Source organism: Paenibacillus sp. FSL k6-2145, assembly GCF_037976585.1.
Lineage (GTDB): Bacteria > Bacillota > Bacilli > Paenibacillales > Paenibacillaceae > Paenibacillus.
The window spans coordinates 3,056,128-3,078,867 of the sequence record NZ_CP150267.1 but is presented as its reverse complement, the minus strand read 5'-3'; the positions used below and the strand labels follow the sequence as shown (position 1 = coordinate 3,078,867).

At 44.6% G+C, this 22,740-nt stretch carries 22 protein-coding genes and 1 rRNA gene; 4 read left to right on the top strand and 19 right to left on the bottom strand.

Annotation, left to right across the window (positions count from 1 at the left end):
- Nucleotides 1-87 precede the first annotated feature (87 nt).
- The 4 genes from NZ043_RS13680 to NZ043_RS13665 form a co-directional block, all read right to left on the bottom strand.
- A 16S ribosomal RNA gene (locus NZ043_RS13680) occupies nucleotides 88-1,640 on the bottom strand.
- A gap of 699 nt (nucleotides 1,641-2,339) precedes the next feature.
- Nucleotides 2,340-3,515, bottom strand: a complete 1,176-nt coding sequence (locus NZ043_RS13675) for an ABC transporter permease (protein WP_133387309.1) — start codon at nucleotides 3,513-3,515, stop codon at nucleotides 2,340-2,342.
- Nucleotides 3,516-3,595: 80 nt separating this feature from the next.
- On the bottom strand, nucleotides 3,596-4,027 hold the full coding sequence (locus NZ043_RS13670) for a MarR family transcriptional regulator (protein ID WP_036605963.1): 432 nt from the start codon (nucleotides 4,025-4,027) through the stop codon (nucleotides 3,596-3,598).
- 165 nt (nucleotides 4,028-4,192) lie between these two features.
- Nucleotides 4,193-4,360 (bottom strand): DUF3934 family protein, encoded by a 168-nt coding sequence (locus NZ043_RS13665; RefSeq protein ID WP_074093608.1) that lies wholly within the window; start codon nucleotides 4,358-4,360, stop codon nucleotides 4,193-4,195.
- Between the two features lie 313 nt (nucleotides 4,361-4,673).
- Here NZ043_RS13665 and NZ043_RS13660 point away from each other — a divergent pair, with 313 nt between their 5' ends.
- The 3 genes from NZ043_RS13660 to NZ043_RS13650 all read left to right on the top strand — a co-directional run bounded on the left by NZ043_RS13660 (nucleotide 4,674) and on the right by NZ043_RS13650 (nucleotide 9,069).
- Nucleotides 4,674-5,534, top strand: coding sequence for a PRD domain-containing protein (locus NZ043_RS13660; RefSeq protein WP_133387310.1), 861 nt, complete (start codon nucleotides 4,674-4,676; stop codon nucleotides 5,532-5,534).
- 184 nt (nucleotides 5,535-5,718) lie between these two features.
- A complete protein-coding gene (locus NZ043_RS13655; protein ID WP_133387311.1) occupies nucleotides 5,719-7,617 on the top strand; it encodes a beta-glucoside-specific PTS transporter subunit IIABC in 1,899 nt (632 codons plus the stop codon).
- Between the two features lie 42 nt (nucleotides 7,618-7,659).
- The gene (locus NZ043_RS13650; protein WP_074093605.1) at nucleotides 7,660-9,069 is read left to right on the top strand and encodes a glycoside hydrolase family 1 protein; all 1,410 of its coding nucleotides are present in this window, start codon (nucleotides 7,660-7,662) and stop codon (nucleotides 9,067-9,069) included.
- Between the two features lie 100 nt (nucleotides 9,070-9,169).
- Here the strand turns inward: NZ043_RS13650 and NZ043_RS13645 are convergent, their stop codons facing one another.
- From NZ043_RS13645 to NZ043_RS13610, 8 genes are all read right to left on the bottom strand, one after another.
- Entirely contained in the window at nucleotides 9,170-10,390 is a 1,221-nt protein-coding gene (locus tag NZ043_RS13645) for an MFS transporter (RefSeq protein ID WP_091019627.1), read from the bottom strand.
- Between the two features lie 32 nt (nucleotides 10,391-10,422).
- Nucleotides 10,423-11,022, bottom strand: a complete 600-nt coding sequence (locus NZ043_RS13640) for a TetR/AcrR family transcriptional regulator (protein ID WP_091038948.1) — start codon at nucleotides 11,020-11,022, stop codon at nucleotides 10,423-10,425.
- A 120-nt stretch (nucleotides 11,023-11,142) separates the two neighbouring features.
- A complete protein-coding gene (locus tag NZ043_RS13635) occupies nucleotides 11,143-12,291 on the bottom strand; it encodes a trypsin-like peptidase domain-containing protein (protein WP_339312219.1) in 1,149 nt (382 codons plus the stop codon).
- A 14-nt stretch (nucleotides 12,292-12,305) separates the two neighbouring features.
- Nucleotides 12,306-13,433, bottom strand: a complete 1,128-nt coding sequence (locus tag NZ043_RS13630) for an FxLYD domain-containing protein (RefSeq protein WP_133387313.1) — start codon at nucleotides 13,431-13,433, stop codon at nucleotides 12,306-12,308.
- A 329-nt stretch (nucleotides 13,434-13,762) separates the two neighbouring features.
- Nucleotides 13,763-13,939, bottom strand: coding sequence for a hypothetical protein (locus tag NZ043_RS13625; protein ID WP_165980439.1), 177 nt, complete (start codon nucleotides 13,937-13,939; stop codon nucleotides 13,763-13,765).
- 39 nt (nucleotides 13,940-13,978) lie between these two features.
- Nucleotides 13,979-14,155, bottom strand: a complete 177-nt coding sequence (locus tag NZ043_RS13620) for a hypothetical protein (protein ID WP_176873166.1) — start codon at nucleotides 14,153-14,155, stop codon at nucleotides 13,979-13,981.
- A 151-nt stretch (nucleotides 14,156-14,306) separates the two neighbouring features.
- Complete coding sequence (locus tag NZ043_RS13615; protein ID WP_133387314.1) at nucleotides 14,307-14,723, bottom strand: VOC family protein; 417 nt, start codon at nucleotides 14,721-14,723, stop codon at nucleotides 14,307-14,309.
- A gap of 229 nt (nucleotides 14,724-14,952) precedes the next feature.
- Nucleotides 14,953-17,040: a penicillin-binding transpeptidase domain-containing protein gene (locus NZ043_RS13610; RefSeq protein ID WP_339312215.1), complete on the bottom strand. Its 2,088-nt coding sequence runs from the start codon at nucleotides 17,038-17,040 to the stop codon at nucleotides 14,953-14,955.
- A gap of 177 nt (nucleotides 17,041-17,217) precedes the next feature.
- On the opposite strand from NZ043_RS13610, the gene NZ043_RS13605 reads away from it, so the two are divergent.
- On the top strand, nucleotides 17,218-17,622 hold the full coding sequence (locus NZ043_RS13605) for a CBS domain-containing protein (protein ID WP_047840578.1): 405 nt from the start codon (nucleotides 17,218-17,220) through the stop codon (nucleotides 17,620-17,622).
- 114 nt (nucleotides 17,623-17,736) lie between these two features.
- On the opposite strand, the gene NZ043_RS13600 is transcribed toward NZ043_RS13605, so the two are convergent.
- From NZ043_RS13600 to NZ043_RS13570, 7 genes are all read right to left on the bottom strand, one after another.
- Nucleotides 17,737-18,177: a hypothetical protein gene (locus NZ043_RS13600; protein ID WP_133387315.1), complete on the bottom strand. Its 441-nt coding sequence runs from the start codon at nucleotides 18,175-18,177 to the stop codon at nucleotides 17,737-17,739.
- Nucleotides 18,174-18,623, bottom strand: a complete 450-nt coding sequence (locus NZ043_RS13595; RefSeq protein ID WP_339312213.1) for a hypothetical protein — start codon at nucleotides 18,621-18,623, stop codon at nucleotides 18,174-18,176. The genes NZ043_RS13600 and NZ043_RS13595 overlap by 4 nt, the downstream gene beginning before the upstream one ends.
- A 25-nt stretch (nucleotides 18,624-18,648) precedes the next feature.
- Nucleotides 18,649-19,125 carry a GyrI-like domain-containing protein gene (locus NZ043_RS13590; protein ID WP_133387317.1) on the bottom strand — a complete coding sequence of 159 codons (477 nt, stop codon included), beginning with the start codon at nucleotides 19,123-19,125 and terminating at the stop codon, nucleotides 18,649-18,651.
- 216 nt (nucleotides 19,126-19,341) lie between these two features.
- Entirely contained in the window at nucleotides 19,342-20,409 is a 1,068-nt protein-coding gene (locus NZ043_RS13585; RefSeq protein WP_133387318.1) for a hypothetical protein, read from the bottom strand.
- Nucleotides 20,406-21,281 (bottom strand): ABC transporter ATP-binding protein, encoded by an 876-nt coding sequence (locus NZ043_RS13580; protein WP_249913498.1) that lies wholly within the window; start codon nucleotides 21,279-21,281, stop codon nucleotides 20,406-20,408. Before NZ043_RS13580 ends, NZ043_RS13585 begins: the two co-directional genes overlap by 4 nt.
- Nucleotides 21,262-22,110, bottom strand: a complete 849-nt coding sequence (locus NZ043_RS13575; RefSeq protein ID WP_133387320.1) for a hypothetical protein — start codon at nucleotides 22,108-22,110, stop codon at nucleotides 21,262-21,264. Before NZ043_RS13575 ends, NZ043_RS13580 begins: the two co-directional genes overlap by 20 nt.
- Nucleotides 22,085-22,657 (bottom strand): RNA polymerase sigma factor, encoded by a 573-nt coding sequence (locus tag NZ043_RS13570; RefSeq protein WP_240768323.1) that lies wholly within the window; start codon nucleotides 22,655-22,657, stop codon nucleotides 22,085-22,087. Before NZ043_RS13570 ends, NZ043_RS13575 begins: the two co-directional genes overlap by 26 nt.
- Nucleotides 22,658-22,740: the final 83 nt, after the last annotated feature.

The following is a 22,740-nucleotide window of genomic DNA, read 5'->3' as shown; positions in this document are numbered from 1 at the left end:
TCAAAACTGAGCAACGAGTGAGTAACTAGCCGACCTGGCTAGATTTTATATTTGAATGTTTCCGTTGCAGGAAACGATTCTCCATAGAAAGGAGGTGATCCAGCCGCACCTTCCGATACGGCTACCTTGTTACGACTTCACCCCAATCATCTATCCCACCTTCGGCGGCTGGCTCCTTGCGGTTACCCCACCGACTTCGGGTGTTATAAACTCTCGTGGTGTGACGGGCGGTGTGTACAAGACCCGGGAACGTATTCACCGCGGCATGCTGATCCGCGATTACTAGCAATTCCGACTTCATGCAGGCGAGTTGCAGCCTGCAATCCGAACTGAGACCGGCTTTGTTGGGATTGGCTCCATCTCGCGATTTCGCAGCCCGTTGTACCGGCCATTGTAGTACGTGTGTAGCCCAGGTCATAAGGGGCATGATGATTTGACGTCATCCCCACCTTCCTCCGGTTTGTCACCGGCAGTCTATCTAGAGTGCCCACCCGAAGTGCTGGCAACTAAATATAAGGGTTGCGCTCGTTGCGGGACTTAACCCAACATCTCACGACACGAGCTGACGACAACCATGCACCACCTGTCTCCTCTGTCCCGAAGGAAAGGTACATCTCTGTACCGGTCAGAGGGATGTCAAGACCTGGTAAGGTTCTTCGCGTTGCTTCGAATTAAACCACATACTCCACTGCTTGTGCGGGTCCCCGTCAATTCCTTTGAGTTTCAGTCTTGCGACCGTACTCCCCAGGCGGAGTGCTTAATGTGTTAACTTCGGCACCAAGGGTATCGAAACCCCTAACACCTAGCACTCATCGTTTACGGCGTGGACTACCAGGGTATCTAATCCTGTTTGCTCCCCACGCTTTCGCGCCTCAGCGTCAGTTACAGCCCAGAGAGTCGCCTTCGCCACTGGTGTTCCTCCACATATCTACGCATTTCACCGCTACACGTGGAATTCCACTCTCCTCTTCTGCACTCAAGTCACCCAGTTTCCAGTGCGATCCGGGGTTGAGCCCCGGGATTAAACACCAGACTTAAATGACCGCCTGCGCGCGCTTTACGCCCAATAATTCCGGACAACGCTTGCCCCCTACGTATTACCGCGGCTGCTGGCACGTAGTTAGCCGGGGCTTTCTTCTCAGGTACCGTCACCTTGAGAGCAGTTACTCTCCCAAGCGTTCTTCCCTGGCAACAGAGCTTTACGATCCGAAAACCTTCATCACTCACGCGGCATTGCTCCGTCAGGCTTTCGCCCATTGCGGAAGATTCCCTACTGCTGCCTCCCGTAGGAGTCTGGGCCGTGTCTCAGTCCCAGTGTGGCCGATCACCCTCTCAGGTCGGCTACGCATCGTCGCCTTGGTGAGCCGTTACCCCACCAACTAGCTAATGCGCCGCAGGCCCATCCCCAAGTGACAGATTGCTCCGTCTTTCCAGTTTCCTTCAGGCGAAGGAAACAACTATTCGGTATTAGCTACCGTTTCCGGTAGTTGTCCCAAACTTGAGGGCAGGTTGCCTACGTGTTACTCACCCGTCCGCCGCTAACCATCAGAGAAGCAAGCTTCTCTTCAAGTCCGCTCGACTTGCATGTATTAGGCATGCCGCCAGCGTTCGTCCTGAGCCAGGATCAAACTCTCCAATAAAGTATTGAAAAGAGCGATAAGCTCATTTTGAATCTGACGAGATTAAAAATCTCATTTGTGCTCCAACCGATCCAAGCCAAGGCTTGTTTCAAACTTTTGCGTTCATTCTGCAAGCAGAATGTTTACTCACTCGTTGTTCAGTTTTCAAAGATCAAACTTGTTTTGTTACCGAATGTCATTCTCTTCAGCAACTCTTATATAATATCATGTCCGAACCAACTTTGCAAGCTCTTTTTTTAAGTTTCTTTCGAAGCTTATTTGATTTGCTTGCCGCACCGTGTAAACCGTGTTTTCTTGGCCGGAATAATAATATATCACGTATAGATATTAATTACAATACTTAATTTAATAAAATTCATTTACTACAAATCAACTACCTTTACTGTGTAGCTCTCCTCTATCCCAGTGTAAAGTTTATTATAGCTTAAATGACACTCTTTCGATTCATACATCGCAATACATGTCTAATTGATTTTAGAATTATTAGCTACATCTCCTCTCATATAATTGAGCTTCATTAATATGCTCAATTTAGGTTGTCCTTTTATCAACGTCTTTCAAGATTACTGGGGTGACTGTAAGTTACCACGAGTATAAGTAGAACTACTATAGAAGATAAACAAAAAAAGTGATGCACGCATATCGCTATACGTGAACCACTTTCTTGGGTGTTATTACATTATATATAGAAGGAAACTCTTAATGTTGTGCCTGTGCTGATGCTGGAGGCGTCATCGTCATTTGTCCATTACCTGCTTTTTGCATGCCAACTCGCAGCAACGTAATTCCCCACGTAATAATCGAGATCAACAGAAGATGAACCATGTATCCCCCCACTGCTTCTCCACTATAGATCAAACGCATAAATCCCTGTACCCCATTGGAAGCGGGCAGAAAGTTTCCGATATAACGGTAGAATGGCGCCAGCATCTCGGCTGGAATGATATTTCCTGCAGTCATCAACTGGAGTGGAACCATCGCTACATTAAATAGAGGGCCTGCATTGCCAAACAGGGCAAAACTCATTTGTGTAAAACAGATACAAGCCAGACTCACAAGCACATGATACAGATACAAAGCGCCGAAGGAGCTCGCAACATCCGTGAACTGAAGAGCTACTGTATCCACAATCAGAGGAACGATCACAGCTATACACAATAACAGCAATTGCCGTCCCCAGAAGATTTCCCATTTTGAGTGGTTACGTTTCATGATATTCGACGTAATATTGAACTGAATGTTCATAGTCATCGAAGCAATATAGGTGATAAAACCCAGAATCATGGGCAGCATCGATGTTGCAAAATCACTTACGCTGTTCGTTTTATTAATTTCAGCCTTCACAGGCCCTTCATTCATCTTCGCCATCGCTTGTCCAATGGCTGCACTCAGTTCATCGCTGTTTGTACTATCGTCATTGAGTGTCACTTGAACCTTGGATTCCAGAATCCCTTGTCCCATTTGTGCAGTCATTCCAGTCGCCGCGTGTTCCACAATCGATTTGGCTACATCAGCATTTCCCTGATTGATATAAAAGGACAAGCTTGCGTCTGTACCGCCGCCAATCTGGTCAGCAAACCCATCTGGAATCACAATAACCATCGCGTAATTACCTGCATTCATCTGTTGCTCAGCTTCCTCGGCAGATTCCAGTACATTAACATGGAAAGGCGCGAGCGTTTCAATCTGCTTCTGCACCTCTGTTCCCTGTGTCCCGTCTTCGTTCACCAGAGCAACTTGAAGTTGATCCACTCTCTCCGTGGCTTGATGATAACCCGTCATCCAGATCACAACAAATAACAGCGGAACAATCAATGCAAAAACCAACCCTATTTTTGTCTGTGGCACTTTAAGAAAATCTTTGAAGCTTTTCATTCGTTCACGACTCCCGTTAGTTAAAATTAAAATAATTGCACTACACATATATGCACGTGCATATATTTGCCCAAAAAAATTTATTTCATCTTTTCATAGATGCGATTCATCACATTCATGAATGCTTCAAGCTCTTCAGGGGAACATTCGGCGAGTGCCTCTTGCTCTTGCTGTTTTGCCTTTGGTGTCAGAACGTTATTCATTTCCAGTCCTTCCGCCGTCAAACAAAGTAAAACCGCTCTGCGGTCCTGTGGATCTTCTTCTCTTGTCACCAGACCTTTGCGAATCAACTTGTCTATAATTTTGCCTACCGTTGTCTGGTCCCGCACTGTTAATTCAGCCAGTTTTTTCTGTGATATATGGCTTCCAGCCTTGCTCAATTCATTCAAGACTGCAAATTGTTCCGGCGTAATATCCTGTTCGCTCAGATTTCTGGTTGTTGTTTTTTTGTATGCCAGATACGTCCGTGACAGAATCAGTCCAAGTGGATTTTCATCCATATTAACAGGCATGCTGATGCTCCTTTCTCTATATAGTAGCACTACCATCTAATTTGCGTAAGCTCTATATTATTACCATATCTACAATACTGTCAATTTAATTTTTTATCTTTTCAAGCAAAAAGAGACCCACCCGTTAGTCAGGCAGCTCTCTCCTCTGGCATCGCCAAGCCATACTTACTCGGGCTTGCCACTTGAAGTTTCGGTATCGTCCTTCTTCTTTGTGCCTTTACTTTTATAAGGCTTCGGTGCACTTTTCGCCCGGTTAGCAGCGGCTTGCCAACGGTTCCAGCCTTTTTTACCCGTACCACGGCCGGTGCCGCCTTTTCCTTTTGCATTGCTCATGTTATCACTCCAATAATCCTGTATATGCTTAAAAATGACCGTCCTCGGTAACTTATTATGCAACCCAGCCCATCTAATTCACTTCCAGCATTTCTTATTATACCAAAAATCCACGTCTTTACGTCCATTTCCATAAATCATTGTATTGTTATTCTGTTATGAAAGCGGTATAGTGGACATAATTGAAAGAGGAAGCTGCGTCTTCTTCGGGATTGTTACTGGTAAGCAGGCGATACCCAAACCAAGGCTGTCTATTTAAGCCTTAGTTTGGGTTTTTTGTTATTATTACGACCAATTGAGGTGAAACACATATATGATCATCCGTCAGATTTTTAACAACAATGTCATCCGGGCAGAGAACCAGGTTGGTCACGAATTTGTTGTCATTGGCAACGGTCTTGGCTTCAAAAAGAAAAACGGACAACCCGTGGATGAGGATAAAATTGAAAAAACTTTTGTGCTGAAATCGGATAAAATACCGCAAAAACTCATTGATCTGATTGGAGAAACGTCGGTCGAATATTTGAAGTTGGCGGACGAAATTGTAGGCCATGCCAAAAAGGAAATGGGCGATATTTTTAGTGATAATATCTATATATCATTGATCGATCATATTCAGTTTGCCATTACCCGGTACCGTAAATCCGTCGGGCTGAAGAATTCCCTTTTGTGGCAGATCAAGAAGTTTTACAAAAAGGAATTTGGGATTGGAATGAACGCTGTGGAGCTGATCCAGGAGCAATTCGGCATCCAGATGGATGAACATGAGGCAAGTTTTATTGCCATGCATTTTGTAAACGCACGCCAAGATGCTCAAGGCATGAAACAAACCGTTGAAATTACCGAAGTTATTGATGATATCTTCAATATTGTGACTAATCATTACCAAATTGCCCTGGATGAAAATTCGTTTAATTATTCCCGGTTTATTACTCATCTGCAATACTTTGTCCAGAGAATGCTGAGTAATGAACAGGAGCAATTTGCTTCAGGAGATAACTTTCTGTATGAACAGGTGAAGGACAAATACAGCAAGGCTTTTGAGTGCACACAACGGATCAATCAGTACCTTGAGGAAAAGTTTGAAAGTGCCATGTCCATTGATGAAAAGGTGTATTTAACGATCCATATTCAACGTGTCACTTCCCGTAACGAGTTGCTGGACACGGAATAAAAAAAGCTTGCAAACGATTTCGGCGTCATATATAGTAGGTCTCACAACTTAACGACAAGGATTGTTACTGCTTAAGCAGGCGATACCTAAATGATTGGCAACAGGTCATCTTTCCGATGATCATAGCCATTCGTTTAGGTATTTTTTTGTTTTCAGGCAATCTTAACAACAAAGGAGAATGAACATGGATCATAAAAAAATGGGGGATGACATCGTTCGTCTCGTCGGCGGAGAAGCCAATATCAATGGTCTTGTCCACTGTGCGACCCGGCTGAGATTCGACCTGAAAGATTCGAAAAAGGCCGAACGTGAAACGCTTGAGAAGCATGAAGGCATTATTACCGTTGTCGAAAGCGGCGGCCAGTTCCAGGTGGTCATCGGTAGTAACGTGGCTCATGTATATGCGGAGATCATGAAAAACCGGGATTTGGGAGGAGATTCCTCCTCATCCGCTGAGTCCACAGGAGAAAAAACCTCGCTATTATCCAAAGTTTTTGAAATTATATCGGGAAGTTTCTCGCCGTTAATCCCGGCTATGGCAGGATCAGGTATGCTAAAAGCTTTGCTGACTGTCTTGACGATGCTTGGGTGGATGTCTGATACAAGTGACACATACTTGATTTTGTCCGCTGCCGGCAACGCTGTATTTTATTTCTTGCCCATTTTCCTCGGCATCACACTGGGTATGAAGCTGAAAGCCAATCCTTATGTAGCTGGTGTAATTGGTGCCGCTCTGATGGAGCCGAACTTCACCGGACTGATGGATAAAGGCTCAGATGTATCGTTCCTGGGCATACCGGTTGTCATGATGAATTATTCAGCCAGCGTATTCCCAATCTTCATATCAATTAGCATCTACGCTGTTCTGGATAAGTTACTTAAGAAAATCATTTTGAAAGACCTGCAATTGTTCCTTGTACCGATGATTGCTTTGATGATTATGGTTCCTCTATCCGCTATGGCCTTCGGACCGTTCGGTACTACGGTAGGTGACTGGATCTCCTCCGGCGTAACTTGGCTCATTGGCGTCAGCGGTATATTATCAGGGGTTGTACTGGGTGGATTCATGACCTTCATGGTTGTATTCGGACTCCACTGGGGCTTTACTCCAATCACGATTCAGAATATCGGGGTTGGCGGCGACCCGATCGAAGCCATGGCTGCTGCAGCCGTATTTGCACAAATCGGTGTAGCGTTCGGTATTTTCCTGAAAGCCAAAAAGAACAAAACCCTGCGAACCCTTGCTGGCTCGACCAGCCTTACCGGTTTACTTGCAGGTGTCACTGAACCAATCGTATACGGCCTGATCCTGCGTTATAAACGTGTGATTCCTATCGTGGTCATCGCGGGTGCGATCGGCGGTGCCATTAATGGTCACTTTGGTGTTAAAATGACTGCTTATGTGTTCCACAATATATTTGCCATTCCTGTCTATACACCAACGGTTGTTTACGTGATTGCGATCGCGTGCTCCTTTGCTGTAGCAGCCGTATTAACCGTGATGTTTGGTTATGAAAGCAAAACCAAAGACACAGATTCCGTTAAAAACGAATCCGTCTCCAACACATCGACTGAAAGTACACCAGCAGAACTTCCTGTTGTATCTGAGACCAAAACAACTGAAATCAAAAAGGAACAAATATATAGCCCACTTACAGGTAAAGCCGTAGCACTGAGTACCATTAACGACCCAGCTTTTTCGACTGGTGCTATGGGCAAAGGATTGGCGATTGTCCCTGAGATTGGTGAAGTTGTCGCTCCGGTGGATGGTGTTATCACTTCCCTCTTCCCAACTGGACATGCCATTGGACTAACCACCAACGCAGGAACGGAAATCCTGATTCATGTTGGCATCAACACAGTAGCGCTGAAGGGAAAACATTTCTCTCCTGTCGTTCAGGAAGGAGATATCGTCAGACAGGGCGATCTGTTGATCCAGTTCGACATCGATAAGATCAAGGAAGCAGGATACGAAACCGTAACACCTGTCATTGTGACCCTAACGCAGCAAGAAGTAGATGTGTTCGAAACAACTCAGGAACAGGTACAGAAAAATGATGTCCTGCTGACTCTCGTTGTCTGACCCAACTTATATATTATGAATTCAACTTAGGAGGAACTAACCATGAAACATACTCAACTGAAACCATTTCCTAAAGATTTCTTCTGGGGAGGTTCAACCTCTGCCTATCAGATCGAGGGAGCCTGGAATGAAGATGGCAAAGGTCCTTCTGTCATCGACATGGGCAATCATGTGGAAGGCGTAACCGACTTCAAGGTAACCAGTGATCACTATCATATGTACAAAGAAGATGTGGCGTTGCTCGCCGAAATGGGCTTTAAAGCCTACCGCTTCTCCATCGCATGGACACGCATCTATCCGCAAGGAGCGGGTGAAGTGAATCCGAAGGGTCTCGCCTTTTACGATTCCCTCATTAATGAATTAATTAAATACGGTATTGAGCCTATTGTAACCATGTACCACTTCGATCTTCCTTATGCACTTGAAGAAAAAGGTGGCTGGTCCAACCGTGCAACGATTGATGCTTTTGAACAATATGCCAAGACTCTTTATGAGAACTACGGAGATCGGGTTAAATATTGGCTGACCATCAACGAACAAAATATGCTAATCCTGCATCCTGGCTCTCTGGGCACACTGGATACAACGCTAGTTGATCCGCAAAAAACACTGTATCAGCAAAATCACCACATGCTGGTTGCTCAAGCTAAAGCTATGGTCCTGTGTCATGAAATGCTACCTGAAGCCAAGATTGGCCCAGCTCCTAATATCGGTGTAATTTACCCGGCGAGCTCCAAACCTGAAGACACACTCGCGGCTGATAACTATGCTGCCATTCGTAACTGGCTCTATCTCGATATGGCCGTATACGGACGTTATAATCATATTGCCTGGAGTTATCTCGAAGAGAAAGGATATACGCCTGTCATTGAAGACGGAGATATGGACATCCTGGCTCAAGGAAACCCTGACTTTATTGCGTTTAACTACTACACTTCCCAGACGGTTGGTGAAAGTCTGAACGATGGTAATGACTTCTCCCATACAGGAGACCAGCATGAAATCGTAGGTGAACCGGGCGCATATAGAGGATCTGTGAATCCCAATCTGCAAAAAACGGAGTTTGGCTGGGAAATTGATCCCGTGGGCTTCCGCTCTACCCTGCGCCAAATCTACTCCCGTTATCACCTGCCATTGATTGTTACGGAAAATGGTCTGGGTGCCTTTGATAAACTGGAGGAAGGCGACGTGGTTAACGATCCATATCGTATTGAATTCTTCAATAAACATATCGAACAGATTCAACTGGCGATCACGGACGGCGTGGATGTATTTGGCTTCTGCCCTTGGTCTGCGATCGATCTGGTTAGCACACATCAAGGATCAAGCAAACGTTATGGCTTCATCTATGTGGATCGTGAGGAATTCGATATTAAGGAATTGAGACGTATCCGCAAACAGAGTTTCCACTGGTATCAAAAACTGATTGAAACGAATGGAGAAATTCGTTAATACCGTACTATTAAAAAAGTCGACTGCACATGTTTCATGTGCAGTCGACTTTTTTGGTGTTGATGCATTGATATGGATGCTTTCTTTTCCAATTATAAAATTACATTTCAGCCTTCGGTTGTTTTACCGCTTTGGCCCCTCTGAGTACTCGCAGGGATAACAGGAAACAGATCGCCAGAACGGCAGCTGCCGAAACATAAGGATAGTTAATATTCACATCGAACAGTGCTCCAGCTACGATTGGACCTGCGATATTCCCCAAACTGGTATACGCCGAGTTCAGTCCGGCCACAAAGCCCTGTTGTTCTTGTGCCAGTTTGGACATCTGTGTACTGATCGCCGGACGTAAAATATCCATACCCAGAAAGACGATAAACGTTACGACGAGAATCATCCAGTACGTACTTACAAACAAGGTCAACAATACAAATACGGCTACAAATAACAGACAGACCGAAATGACCATCTTTTCACCAAACCGGTTGAGCAACCAACCGATCAGAGATACTTGTACAACTGCACCCGCGATGGAACCAAAAGTAATAATGAATGCAATGTCTTTGGTCGTGAAGCCAAATTTGTGATCCACAAATAGTGAAAATACCGTCTCATAGTTCGCCAGACCAAATGCCATAACAAACACGATAATCAAGCTGAAAAAGTACGGTTCACGATATGAATTGAGCAATTGGGATACCATACCCGGAGCTTTGACCTTCTCTGCGCCAGCTACAGGTTTAGTTTGCTCTCCTGTGCTTCGCGTGGATTCAGGCAAAATAATCAATGTGATAATTGATGCCAGCAACCCGGCAACCCCTGCGGCGTAGAACGGAATTCGAATGCCAAAGTCTGCGATGTATCCACCAATTCCCGGGCCGATGATAAATCCGGTTGTAATCGCTGCATTAATCAATCCCATACCTTTGCCGCGTTCTTCCTCTGTTGTAATATCTGCGGTGTAAGCCATAACCGCCGGGAAGATCATCGCCGCACCAATACCACCAAGCATGCGGGCAGCGAAGAGCAAGACTGGTGCATTGACGGCACCAAACATAAACTCCGATACGGCAAAGATCAGCATACCGCCAACGATAATTTTTTTACGTCCCCACGTATCCGACCATCGACCCGCAAGCGGGGAGAACAGAAACTGAGTGAAGGAAAATGCCGCTACCAGCAATCCAACCGTGAATCCGGTGATCTGCAGGAGATCCATATACGCAGGCATGATCGGCACAACCAGACCAATACCCGTAAAAACAAGAAAAATATTAAACATTAACAGCAGCAATGCGCCCCTGTTCCGTGTTAGTAATGCCATGATTCCATCCTCCGTAGTTGTCAAAATGTTGCTTAAGCTTTATCTTTTGCAATCCCATGTAAGAATACACTGGCGGCCTGGCGGTATAACGCAAGAGCCTGATCAGGCTCCATCCCCCGTGACATCTGGCTAAGACCAATAATGGTACTTTCTAATATGAGCGCGAGATGATCTACATTGTCTGCTTTGAACTCACCGCTCTCAATGCCTTGCTCTATCATTTGTTTATTAAATTGAATATGCCGCTCAAACATTAAGGAGATCCGCTCCTCAATATCATTTTCTTTCTTTTCCCCTGTGAAGAACTCATCAGCTGCCTTCGTCAGCGGGTGATTCATGTCATCCATGACGAGTTGTTCAGCTAGTCCGTAAATCTTCTCCGTGGAGGTGCGATACAGATGTTCTTTGGCCGCCCAGCTCTCTTCCCACTCCCGGTCCCACTCATCAATTAGATAGAGGAACAGACCTTCCTTACTTTTAAAATGGTAATATATATTGCCCTTGCTGCTGCCCGTCGCAGCTACAATATCCTCAATGGACGTTGCTTTATAACCTTTTTGTACAAAAAGGGCTTTGGAAGCATCCGCAAGTTTCTTCTTGGTCTGCTCGGTTTGAAGTTGCTTTTTATTCATATTCATTCCATTTCACTCCGTTCCATACATACTGAACATTCGTTCTGTATTTTAACAGATGTATCGAATATAAGCAATGAAAAAGGAGAATTGGCACATAAGCCAACTCTCCCTCCACAATCATTTCACTTTTTTACCTTTACCATGCAATATTTTCAGTTGACCATTCTCATAACCCAACTGATACTCGACCCGATATTGCGATAGTATATATTCCCCATCCTTGCGTTCATTTGCTGTAATCATTGCCTTCACTTCCATCTCGTCATCGCCTTTATTCACCGAGGATACCTCACTGATGGTCACCTCACTTGTATTCAGGTATCCTTCTCTGAACTTTGCATATGTTGTAGCACTCTGCCACTCGCTTCCGAGCAGTGCATAAGCGGTGACATAATCACTCAGATTAAGGCTTGTATAAAAGTCCGTTACAATTCCTTCTGCTTGCAATGTCTTAGTGGCTGAACCCAAGTGAGTATCTCCAGCCGTCCGTACCAACGTTGTGCCAGAAGGATTTTTGGACCACGCCTGCACCTGCTTGAGCACACTAGTCATAGGGATGCTGAATCCTATTCCCCCCTCCTGTTCCACAACCGCCGAATTAATGCCGATCACTTCACCAGTCTCCGCACTAATGAGTGGTCCACCACTGTTGCCATGGGTTATTGGTGCCGAGATCTGATAGAGGTTACTGTAGATGTAAGGCGCTATTTCAAAGCTACGCCCCAATCCACTGATGATTCCGGTTGTTACGGTGTTCTCTAGCCCAAGTGGACTACCCAATGCCAGAATCTCGTCTCCGGTCTCGGCTTTGGATTTGGCGATGATTAACGGCTTAATTTTTTTCAAATCAGGAACCCTGACTACAGCTACGTCTGTTTCATCCCCAATACCAATAACCGTCCCCTTATATTCTTCATGATTCAAGGTCCGAATAGTTACTTCATTCGCCCCCTCCACCACATGCGCATTGGTCACAACATCTCCCTGATCATTATAGAGAAAACCGGAGCCCAATCCACTGCTACTCTCGATCGTTACAACTTTCTTCTGACTCTCTTCAATAATCTGTTTGCGTGTCTTCTTCACAGGTTGCTTGGAGGCAGTCGTCGCTGCCACATTTTCCGTTTCCTTCGCGGCAACAACTGCCAGTCTGGGCCCATCCTGCAACTGATCTGCTGAATGCTGGTGTATCCAGAACACGCCTCCTGCTCCAGCACCAATGATAATAGCACTGGATATGATCGTACTCCATGTTCGTTTGGCCATTCCAACCTGTCCCCCTATTCGAGATACCACGTTGCATTCACAACAGAGATTTCCGCTTCCTCGTACACACCATAATAATAGGTTTCAAAGAAACCTTCTTCACCTACATCCAGCCAGCTTGGAGACACATCTGCATAAGTTTGGCCCAGGTATGCACCGTCTATATCATAAATATCAATCAAAACTGTAACGGAAGAGATCGGACGAGTTGCATTATTGATCAATGAACCGCTAATATAAAGATCCCCGTACATATCAAGCGTCGCATCAACGTTCACGACACCTACTGCCGACGTTCGATTCTTCAGATCTTCTTCTGCAGCCTGTTGCTCCGCCAGTTGAATGCGATCCGCTTCCGCTTTTTCAAATGCCTTTTTTTCACTGAGCACCCGTTCACGATACGAAGTCAGTTTTTCATTTTCCGGAGCATAGGACAATCCCTGGTCGACCGTTTGTAAAGCAGTTGTGAAATTCTTTTGCTTTACTTGCTGTTCCGCCTCTTTATAACTTATGCTTGCGAGCTTGTCGACAATTTGCTTCTTTACCGTCTCAGCTTCCTTGCCTTTCAAGTTTGATACGGTATCCAGCTTCTCAGCTAGTGCCTCAATTGTTGTCAAACTGTCGATTTCCTTTTTCACCTTCAATACGGCCAGCGTTACCTTTCTGTTGTTGAATGCGGCACGCACTTTGGCGAAAACGGGCTCTTTTCGCTCTTTCAATGCTTTCGCTACTGCCTGAATGGATTTGTCTCCTGCGGACAGCTTTCCTGTCTTCAGACTTGTGGATGCCTCATCCAACTGATTCATCAAGTTGAACGCCATCGTTGTAATTTGCCGATCCTGTATAAGTGCATCATAGTTCGGTCGTTTCATTAGAGCGCTGTCTAGCAGCTGAAGAGCCTCTTTATATTTCCCCTCTAGTGCAGCTTGTTCCGCCTGTTGATGCAGAGTTTTCACCTCCGCATTAATACTCATCTCCTGCTTGTAGTAGAACGTTAGTAAAGCCCCCATCACGGCTGCAAGTAGCAGTGGAATGATCCAACTAAATGCGCGGCCTTGACTGGTGTTGCTCTGTCTGGGTGCAGGCTGTTGCTGCCGGGATAATAATTCGGCTGTTTCTTCTGTTCTTTTTTCCAAACCCACGGCTGTTTCCGCCCAGATCTGTTCCTCTGTGGAGCTTGCATCTTTCAGTTTTGTGTTACACTTTCTGCACGTACTATCCCCAGGACTACTTTTGGTCCCACATATGTGACAATACATCCTAATCCCTCCATCAAAAAGAAACGTATGTATACTTACCTTCTAACTTTTTAGTACATCAGCTTTAGGCATCTTTCGATACTTAGTGTCAACAGGAATCGACACTTATCATATAGCAAAAAGGTAAAATACACCATATGTAATCCGGATAAATTCTGTGCGTGTTTCCATAAACGAAAAAGGAGATACCGACACGCGGTATCTCCTCCTGTTCAGCCCTGCTGTCCTGCGCGCACCCGGATGTTGCCCAGTTCGTTGGCATTGATCGCAAATGCATTACCGCCCTGTCCAACCGAAGCTTTGGCTGACTGTCGTGCCTGGAATTTCAAACGGCTTTTGTCCACGTCCACCCGGTTAACCTGTTTTGCTTTCTTTCTGCGTGTACTCATTATTCATCCCCCTCCCTACTTCTCTTCTTTGCTGCCAGACTAACGTCTGCGAGAAGAACGGCGACCTTTCTGTTTCATGATCTGCACGTTGACTGCATTACTTGCAAGTACATTCCCTGAATCGGCATAACCCTTCGCGGTTTGGTGAATCTGGATTACGATATATTGCTTTTTTCCAATACGATAGCGATAACTTTTCACGTTTGAACGAGTCATGGTCATCTCCCTGTGATCGTTTTTAACAAGCTCGGGTTATCCTATTCATGTCCATGTACATGGGGATGTGTGAATGCATACTTCCGATAATAAATGGATGCAAAAAAACCTTCCTATAAACTATAGGAAGGCTCTACTTATTTTCATTTTGTCACGCCGAAGGAAAAGCGCTTAGATCCATATAGGAGACTTCCCACAGATGATCATCCAGATCCTGAAAACTCCATCCGTACATGAATCCGTGATCTTGTGGTTCGTTGGATGGCTTCGCTCCTGCATCAAGGGCAGCTTGTACAATCACATCTACCTGCTCACGGCTATCTACAGACAGGGCAACGATGACTTCGGTTGTATCGGCAGCATTGGAGATTTTTTTCGAGATGAAGGATTGGAAACGTTCCTCCACCAGAAGCATGGCGTAAATATTTTCCCCGATGATCATACAAGTAGCAGACTCGTCCGTAAAATTGGCGTCAAACTCAAACCCCACCTTGGTAAAAAACTCAACGGATTTCTTCAAATCTTGAACAGGTAAATTGACAAAAATCTGCTTAGCACGAATAGCCACCATCGATCACCTCGAACTCATAGAATAGATTCCACCTCAAAATAACACCTCGCGAATACGCTGTCAATTGAATACAATTAGTGATATTCCAACTTGTGATTACTGCTCGGAATTAAATGATTCCATATTGAATAAAATGAAACAAAAAAGGCCCAGTCTCATGTTCGAACTATAACATGGTGACCGGGTCTTTTCATTATGTTTGCGGAGGCTATATATTAAATCAGAGTTACTGCGCAATCTCCAACTTTTCCAAGAAAGGCTTTAATTTATCCACGACATAGTGGCTTCCGCCCCGGCCGTTCACCTCTTCAATTACAGCGGATAACAGGAAGGTCGGAGAGTCGGTATCAAATACTACGAAAAATCCGTTTTCCTGTCCCTTCTCTCCCTTCTTCGCTTTCAATTCTGCTGTTCCTGTCTTGCCCGCGAGTCCTCCAGAAATTGAATTCAAGGTATGGGCGGTACCTCCCTGCCGGGAAACAACTTCTCCCAATGCATCCTTAACCGTATTTGCGGCTTCCGGAGTAATGATTACCTCAGGCTCAGTGCTTTCTTTTCCCTCAATCAGAACAGGTTTCACCAGTTTCCCCTCATTAATAAAAGGTGTAAATGACGATGCCAGATGAATCGGGGACATCAACATCTCCCCTTGCCCGTAGGACGTATCAGCGAGTAATACCTCAGACGACAGATCCAGATGTGCTTCATTGGCATATTGGCTTGGCTTCAGATACAGTTCATCCAGTCCAAAGTTATCGCCAAAACCAAACTTCTGGATCCCATCAATAAACTTGGCGCTGCCCATCTCGATCGCTTCCATGGCAAAGTAAATATTGTCCGAGTACACCAGAGCATCGACCATGTTAACCGGGGATAAACTCTTCACACGCTTAACATAGTAACCGCCCCAACTATCATTTTTGCGCCATTGCAAGCCAGAGATATCATGTGTTTTGTCCGCTGTGGTCACCTTCTCCATCAGTCCCGCTGCGGCTGTAATCGCTTTGAAGGTTGATCCTGGTGCATACCGGGTAGTGACTCTGTTGATAAAAGGAAGCTTCTCATTCGCCGAATAAGCATCCCACTCTGCCTGAGTAAGCCCTGTAACCATCTTGTTCGGGTTATAGGAAGGCGCACTAACCAACGCCAGCAGGTTGCCGTCCGTCGGATTCATCAGAACCATCGCACCTGCGTCTCCTCCGCTGGATAATGTCTGATACAGTTTCTTTTGCTGTTTGGAGCTAATCGTCAGCTGAACATTCTGTCCATCTACAGCATCCTTACGAATAAGCTCAGAACGGGAGTTACCGGATTCATCGGTGATTTCGATCAGACCACCACGTTCACCACGCAGCTGTTTCTCCATGGACTGCTCCAAACCCGCTTTACCGATCCAATCCTCGGCACGATAATACCCTTCCGTATCCTTATCCAGATCTTCCTTGGTGGCTTTGCGCACGTAACCAATCAGGTGCGCAGCCGCCTCGCCGAGTGGATAATAACGGATTTCCTTGCTTTGCATCGTAACCCCGCTTAAAGATTCTGGCACGTCAAACTCCTCCGTTGAACCAATCGGGACAAAATACTCCGGCTTCACCCATGTCTGAGCAAGCGCCTTATGAATGGCATCTTCCGAAACCTGATAATGGCTCGCGATTCGGGTAATCATCTGGTCCGGGTTATCACCAAGTTTCTCCGGTACAATGCCCCATTCATTCATCGTTCCCTTGGTAGCGAGTGGCAAACCATCACGATCTACAATGTCTCCACGATCCGGGAACAGCGTCCTCACTCGTACCTTACTGCCCTTAACCATGTCATTCAGGATCAGCGAAGGCTGCCAGTTTATTTGCCAGTTTTTGCCTCCGTCCTCAAGCTCTTGCCGGACCAGTTTCAATGTATGCGTCTCACTGACTTCTCCCAAAAAAGTTGTCAGTTGCAGATTATAATCCACCTCATACGTATCCGGGTTTTGTTTATCTGTATCAGTCTTACTGCCATCGGAAGCCGTTTCGGCAACATCCACAGGCTGAACCTCCGCTTTGACGGTGGATACTTCCATACCCGAATAGATCGCATTGTATTTCTCAACAAATTGTTCCTTGTTCATGCCCGACTCTTGCAGCGAAGCAGGTGTCATCAAGCTGTACAACTGGTCAAATTCTTTTTTTTGCAGATGCTCTATGTATTGATTCACGGTAGTCTGGGGTTTAGCCTCTGCTTCTTTGTTATTCTGCATGTATAGATACATTCCGATTCCACCTGCAAACAAGATGGGCAGCAGTCCGTACATTAATTTACGTTTGGATTTCATGGTTACATCACCTCTAATATACACTATAGATTTCCAGAGTCATTTAAACAATGAAACAAATCTGACGAATTTATCATTAAAAATAGCCGAAAGCTCACATAATATGTTTAAATAAGAAGAGTGAGATTACATACTAAAGCTTTTTTGCTATGCAAAAGGCTGAAAAGGAGCCCGATGATGGAAATCAGCTATTTTTTACTCCCCAAAGCCGAAGTGGCCTATATCAAGTCTACCGCTTCCATGAAAGATGCTATTGAGCAATTGGAATCGCAACACTACACCGCCATTCCCGTGATTGACCAGGATGGAAAATATGTTGCTACCCTGTCCGAAGGCGATTTGTTATGGAAAATGCGAAATACACCCGGATTGACTTTTGATACGATGGATCAGGTTCAAGTCCATGAGATTAACAATCGGGTATATAATGAATGTGTATTCATTGAGGCTGAAATGGAGGATATGCTGACACTTGCAGCAGACCAAAATTTTGTGCCCGTGGTGGATGTCGATCGTGTCTTCCTCGGTATTATCCGTCGTAAGGATATTATTGAATACTATACGCGTAACATTTCGGATTAGATGAAGTCGAACATCCTGTAATAAACGAATATTCAACTCGAAAGGGTACTCCTGTGGTCATATTTTGGCCAAAACGGGGTACCCTTTTCGTTTCATGGTATGGTCGGAATCACTCTAGGTACGCTTGGCGCGCTCTTCCTTATAATAGTTCAACACGTCCCTTGGGCTTCCCTGGAATGCCCGCTCTTTGCCGAACTCATACGCCTGATGCAAATACGAATACGCCTCGTCATGCTGTTCAAGTCTCATGCAGATCATGCCGAGATCGATCAACGGACTCGTACTTCTATCCGAACTCCGCGTACTTAACGATATCTCAGCCCACGGCTTCGCCAGTTCATACTGCTTCAGATCGATATGTGCATTCGCATGACAGGATGCGATCCAGCTTGCAATCTCCCATTCCATCTTAGGCTCGGGCAACATGCCCCATGCCTGATCATAATAGATAAGTGCTTGTTCATGTTGTTGCGTCTCATCCAGCACATTACCGGCTTCTACCGTTTCTACAATTTGTCGCTCCAGTTCGGCATGTTCCGGTGTTAGATCTTTCATTGCACCGTCTCCTCCCCCAGGACGAAATACCACTCCAGAAAAGCATTGAAATCAGCCCACTGCGGCTCACTCTCGCCATTAAGAAACCGTTCAATCGATTCGCCCAGTTCCACCAGCACCACTTCTCCCGTCTGACGGTTGTAGAAAAATCCACCTTCACCTTCAAAACTGTCCAGTGGAATATACGCCTCGGGAAGTCCCAGTGTAAGCTGTGCTACATTCATGTCTTCCATATATACAGTGTTCTCCATAAACCAGCAGATCTGATACAACTCCTGATGCCTGCTGTAAAAAGTCGGTCCATCCTCTGCATATAGATAAAATTGTGCGAAATCCGATTGAAGATCAATCTCAAGCTTCCGCAATGCTTCTTCGTATGCTGCTGGAACATCTTCATGCCACCAGCCTTGCTCCTGGCAATGATCAATTACTTTATTAGATAACATCGTAGACCTCCTAATTCAATTTTGCTCACACAGATTTTACAGGTATCCAGACTTGGGGAGGTGTGCCGTGACCTCTATACACTTCAAGTTCCGGAATCCCTGCATGCTGATATGAAGTGGAGGGAAACCAATCTGTCATAATATGGTGCCACAAGCGTTGTATCGCCTCCGGCTCTAATTCATCGGCCTCAAATACAACCCAATGGGACGCGGGAAGTTCGATGGAAACCAAACCTTCAGGCACTTCACCTGAGTGAGAGGTAGCAATCCAATACTCCATTTGATTGTCCTGCAGCTCTCTCTGATCTACACAGATGCCCACCAGACCGGGAATGGCTCCGTTATTGAACCCGTTTAAACGTTCCTCAATTCCGTCTGCCAAAGCATCCTGCCACATCTTAGGAATTTCTCTTAAATTCTCACCATCCACACAAGAGAACGTTCGTTTGATGCCCACAAAGGTAAGGGACTGCTGTTCGATCACCTTATCATTCACATTCATTAGATGGACTCCTCTCGAGAGCGATATGGGGCACGGTTCTCCATGACCCATTCATGAAAACATTGTTCCATACATAATATATACCTCCGATATGTCCTACAGATACTGTATCAAAAGAGTAAGTAGATTGGAAATAGTGCCAGTATACCTGCAAATAAAAAAAGTCCGCAGTGACTGCGAACCTTATTTCTAAAAAGGAATTACTCATAGCTTCACTCAAGAAAACACTTCCCGGCCGTGGAATATACGATATGTGGCAAGTATAGTCGAAACAGTCATGAAAGCCATCACAACTATATATAACGTTAAATAAGACATATTCAGTCCGAATAAGGAATAGTTTATTGGTGTTTGATAAAGCCCTGTTACCCGTATCATTGTACTTATCGAAAATTTCTCGACCCAATTTAATGACCCGGAATTCAAATTTAATACGTCAAAGGCCAAGTATGGCAGACCTACTATCACGGTATTCACAATTATAGCTATAAAGGATGTAGAACTGAGGACGGATACCAGTAAAACAACAGATGCAAAGACCAAGCTACCTGCTATATGAGTAAACAATTGAACTAAATAATATTGAAAAGCAGTAAACGTATATGGTGAGAACTCATAATCAAAGCTGTAAACATACATGCCCACGCTCTGTATGGAAGTATCCGCCCCAGCTAGATTACCAAACCTTAACCAATATAAAACCAAGTTTACCCCAGTAAATAAAACGACACACATCACAACGTACAATATGGAAGCAATGCATTTTGCTGATACGAGCTTGCTTTTGCCTCTTTTGCTGCTACGCAGTAGTGATGCTGTACCTAGTACATATTCTTCGGTAAATACTGGAGCCAACCCTAGCAGAATCATAATCATCATAAAAACTACACCGAATTGATCAATGTATTCCAGAAGGTAGCCCCAAGGTTTATTATAATAAATCTCGGATACATTCACTGTTCGCTCCAAAATGTTGCCACGATCATCATATCGTGTGCTGTTCTTCATCGTTTCTGGAGAAAAAAACACAATATCGTAAAATGCACCATACTGGTATCTACCTTTGGTACTATCCCAAATGGAATCATATTGATTATGTGCGATTTTTACCTTCTCTGTTGTAATAGGACCTTCATAAGGTTTGTAAAAAGCGGAACCATCCATTATCCCAGGATGCCTCCAAAAAGAGTATACGACTAGAAAAACAATTAACATAGACATTGCTATACCAATACTTTTACGCGTTATAATTTTATAAAACTCGAATTGAGTTAAACGAATCAAGACTTCGTCTCCTCTCCAAAATAGTGCATATACACATCTTCAAGCCGAGGTGATTCTGGTACGGCTTGCGGAACAGGCTGTTCTTTGGCCAGAATTCGGGCTACGATTCCATCTGACTCATAAGATAAACCACTTACTTTGAAATGAGAGGTAAGATCAGCAAGTTGCTGCGAATTCAATTTCGCTTTCCATACGGTATTTTTCATCCGGTTCATAATCTCTTCCGGAGTATTATGGGCGATGAGCTGCCCTTCATTCATCAGAATCATCTCCTTACATGAAAACTCCAAATCAGAAATGATATGCGTAGATAACATCACAATACGATCTCTTCCCAGCTCGCCGATAATGTTACGAAATCGAATGCGCTCTTTGGGATCCAATCCAGCTGTAGGTTCGTCAAGAATCAAAATTTGTGGATCATTCAGCAAAGCTTGGGCAATTCCCAATCGCTGCTTCATTCCTTCGGAGAATGTGCGGATTTTATGTTGTGCTTGATTTTCAAGGCCCACCATCACTAACGTTTCCTGCACACGTGCTGAAGCTTGATTAATACCGATCCCTTTCAAAGAGCACATATACATTAGAAACTTATAAGCACTGAATCGGTTATAAAATCCAAATCGTTGCGGCATGTAGCCTAACAAACTTCGATAACGGTCTCCCATGTTTTGGATAGACCGCCCGTTCAACAAAATTTGTCCAGACGTAGGCTTGGAAATGTCTACAATCATGCGAAGCAATGTTGTCTTCCCTGCTCCATTCGGCCCAAGGAGACCGTAAACACCACCACTAGATAGTTCCAGTGAGACTTCTTTTACCGCCAACTTGTTCCTGTATTTCTTAGATACGTTATCCATGGTCAGTATCAAAGGAGTAACCTCTTTCTGTCTGTAATGTATATTTTCTTGCCATCTCATAGATCTGACTGATTAATAGTAGGACTCCGCATAGAGCCATCGCTATAAGTACTGTGGGCTGGATCGTTTGAAGTAGAGTCTTCAATTCGGGATTACTTAGTACAAGCCAAACCAGTGCGAACCACACAATTAAAAAGATACTGACGGCTGTCCCACCTCTGATACGCATCGCGAGCCATAGACTTGTACCTGCTGCGATCATAAGCTGTGTATACGAAAGGCTGATAGCACTCCATGATATGGAAACACCTGTTTCGTTTGATATAAGTAAATTAAGCAAAAAAACAAACGCCATGTTCCCAATGAGCACTACGATTAGACGGGTAAGCATCAGTTGCTGTGCTGTAATTTTGCAGGTCAGCTCGATTTCCATTAATCCTTGATCTCGACCTTTGAAAACTTCTAGCAAACCAAGTACAAATGGGACAGGAACTATAAAGAATACACTCATGTACGGGTCTGTCGTACTGTGGGTACCTAGCCAATAGCCGAACAACAAGAGCATTGAACAGACTAACCAGTAAGATTTGTGGAAGACAGCAACCTCACCATAAACTAACTGAAACAATTCCTTAACTGAATTCCCAGATGATTTTTGTTTCAGGTGAGCATTCATGTGATCTGGCATATATGTATCCAGTATCCTAATTGTCTTGTCAATCTCCATCTCGGATGGAAACTCAACCGGATACTCATCCAGATATGAGGCAATTTCGTTGTACTCTTCTATTTCCAACTCTGCTACAGGATTCGATTCATCTCCGTTTCCTCTGCTTTTCATCCCGTTCACCTCCCACAATAATCTCCTTTAATTTCGTTATCCCCAATCGAATGCGTGACTTCACGGTCGATTCGTTGGTTCCCGTAAGTTCAGCAACTTCCCTGATCTTCAATCCATTGTAATAGTTTAGAATGACTGCATCTCGCTGGTGATCAGGCAAACTTAATACTGCCCGCCTGACTTGCTCGTTCTGAAATTGCTTATGAAAAATATTCCAAACATTCTGTTTTTCACTGGCAGGGAACGCATCCTCAGTTAATTCACTCTCTCTTTGTTGCTGCTTGAACTCCCGCCCACGATAATAATCTCTACAATGGTTCACTGCAATCTTCAGTAGCCAGTGACTGAATTGTCCTGTGTTCTGATACTTGTTCAGGGAATTCATCATTTTTACAAATACCTCTTGAGTGAGATCATAAGCAGTATGGTACTCTCCAGTTTTTCGGTAAACATAAGCAAATATCGACTTATAATGCCGTTTCACCAGTACTTCCATGGCAGCTCGGCTACCTTCACGAATTTCTTGAATAAGCTCTTCATCATTCAACGCTCCCTCACCCCCTCTACAAACAATTAACGAAATTTGGATTGTAAAAGATCAAAAATATAGAGTATATTTTTCTGAATATA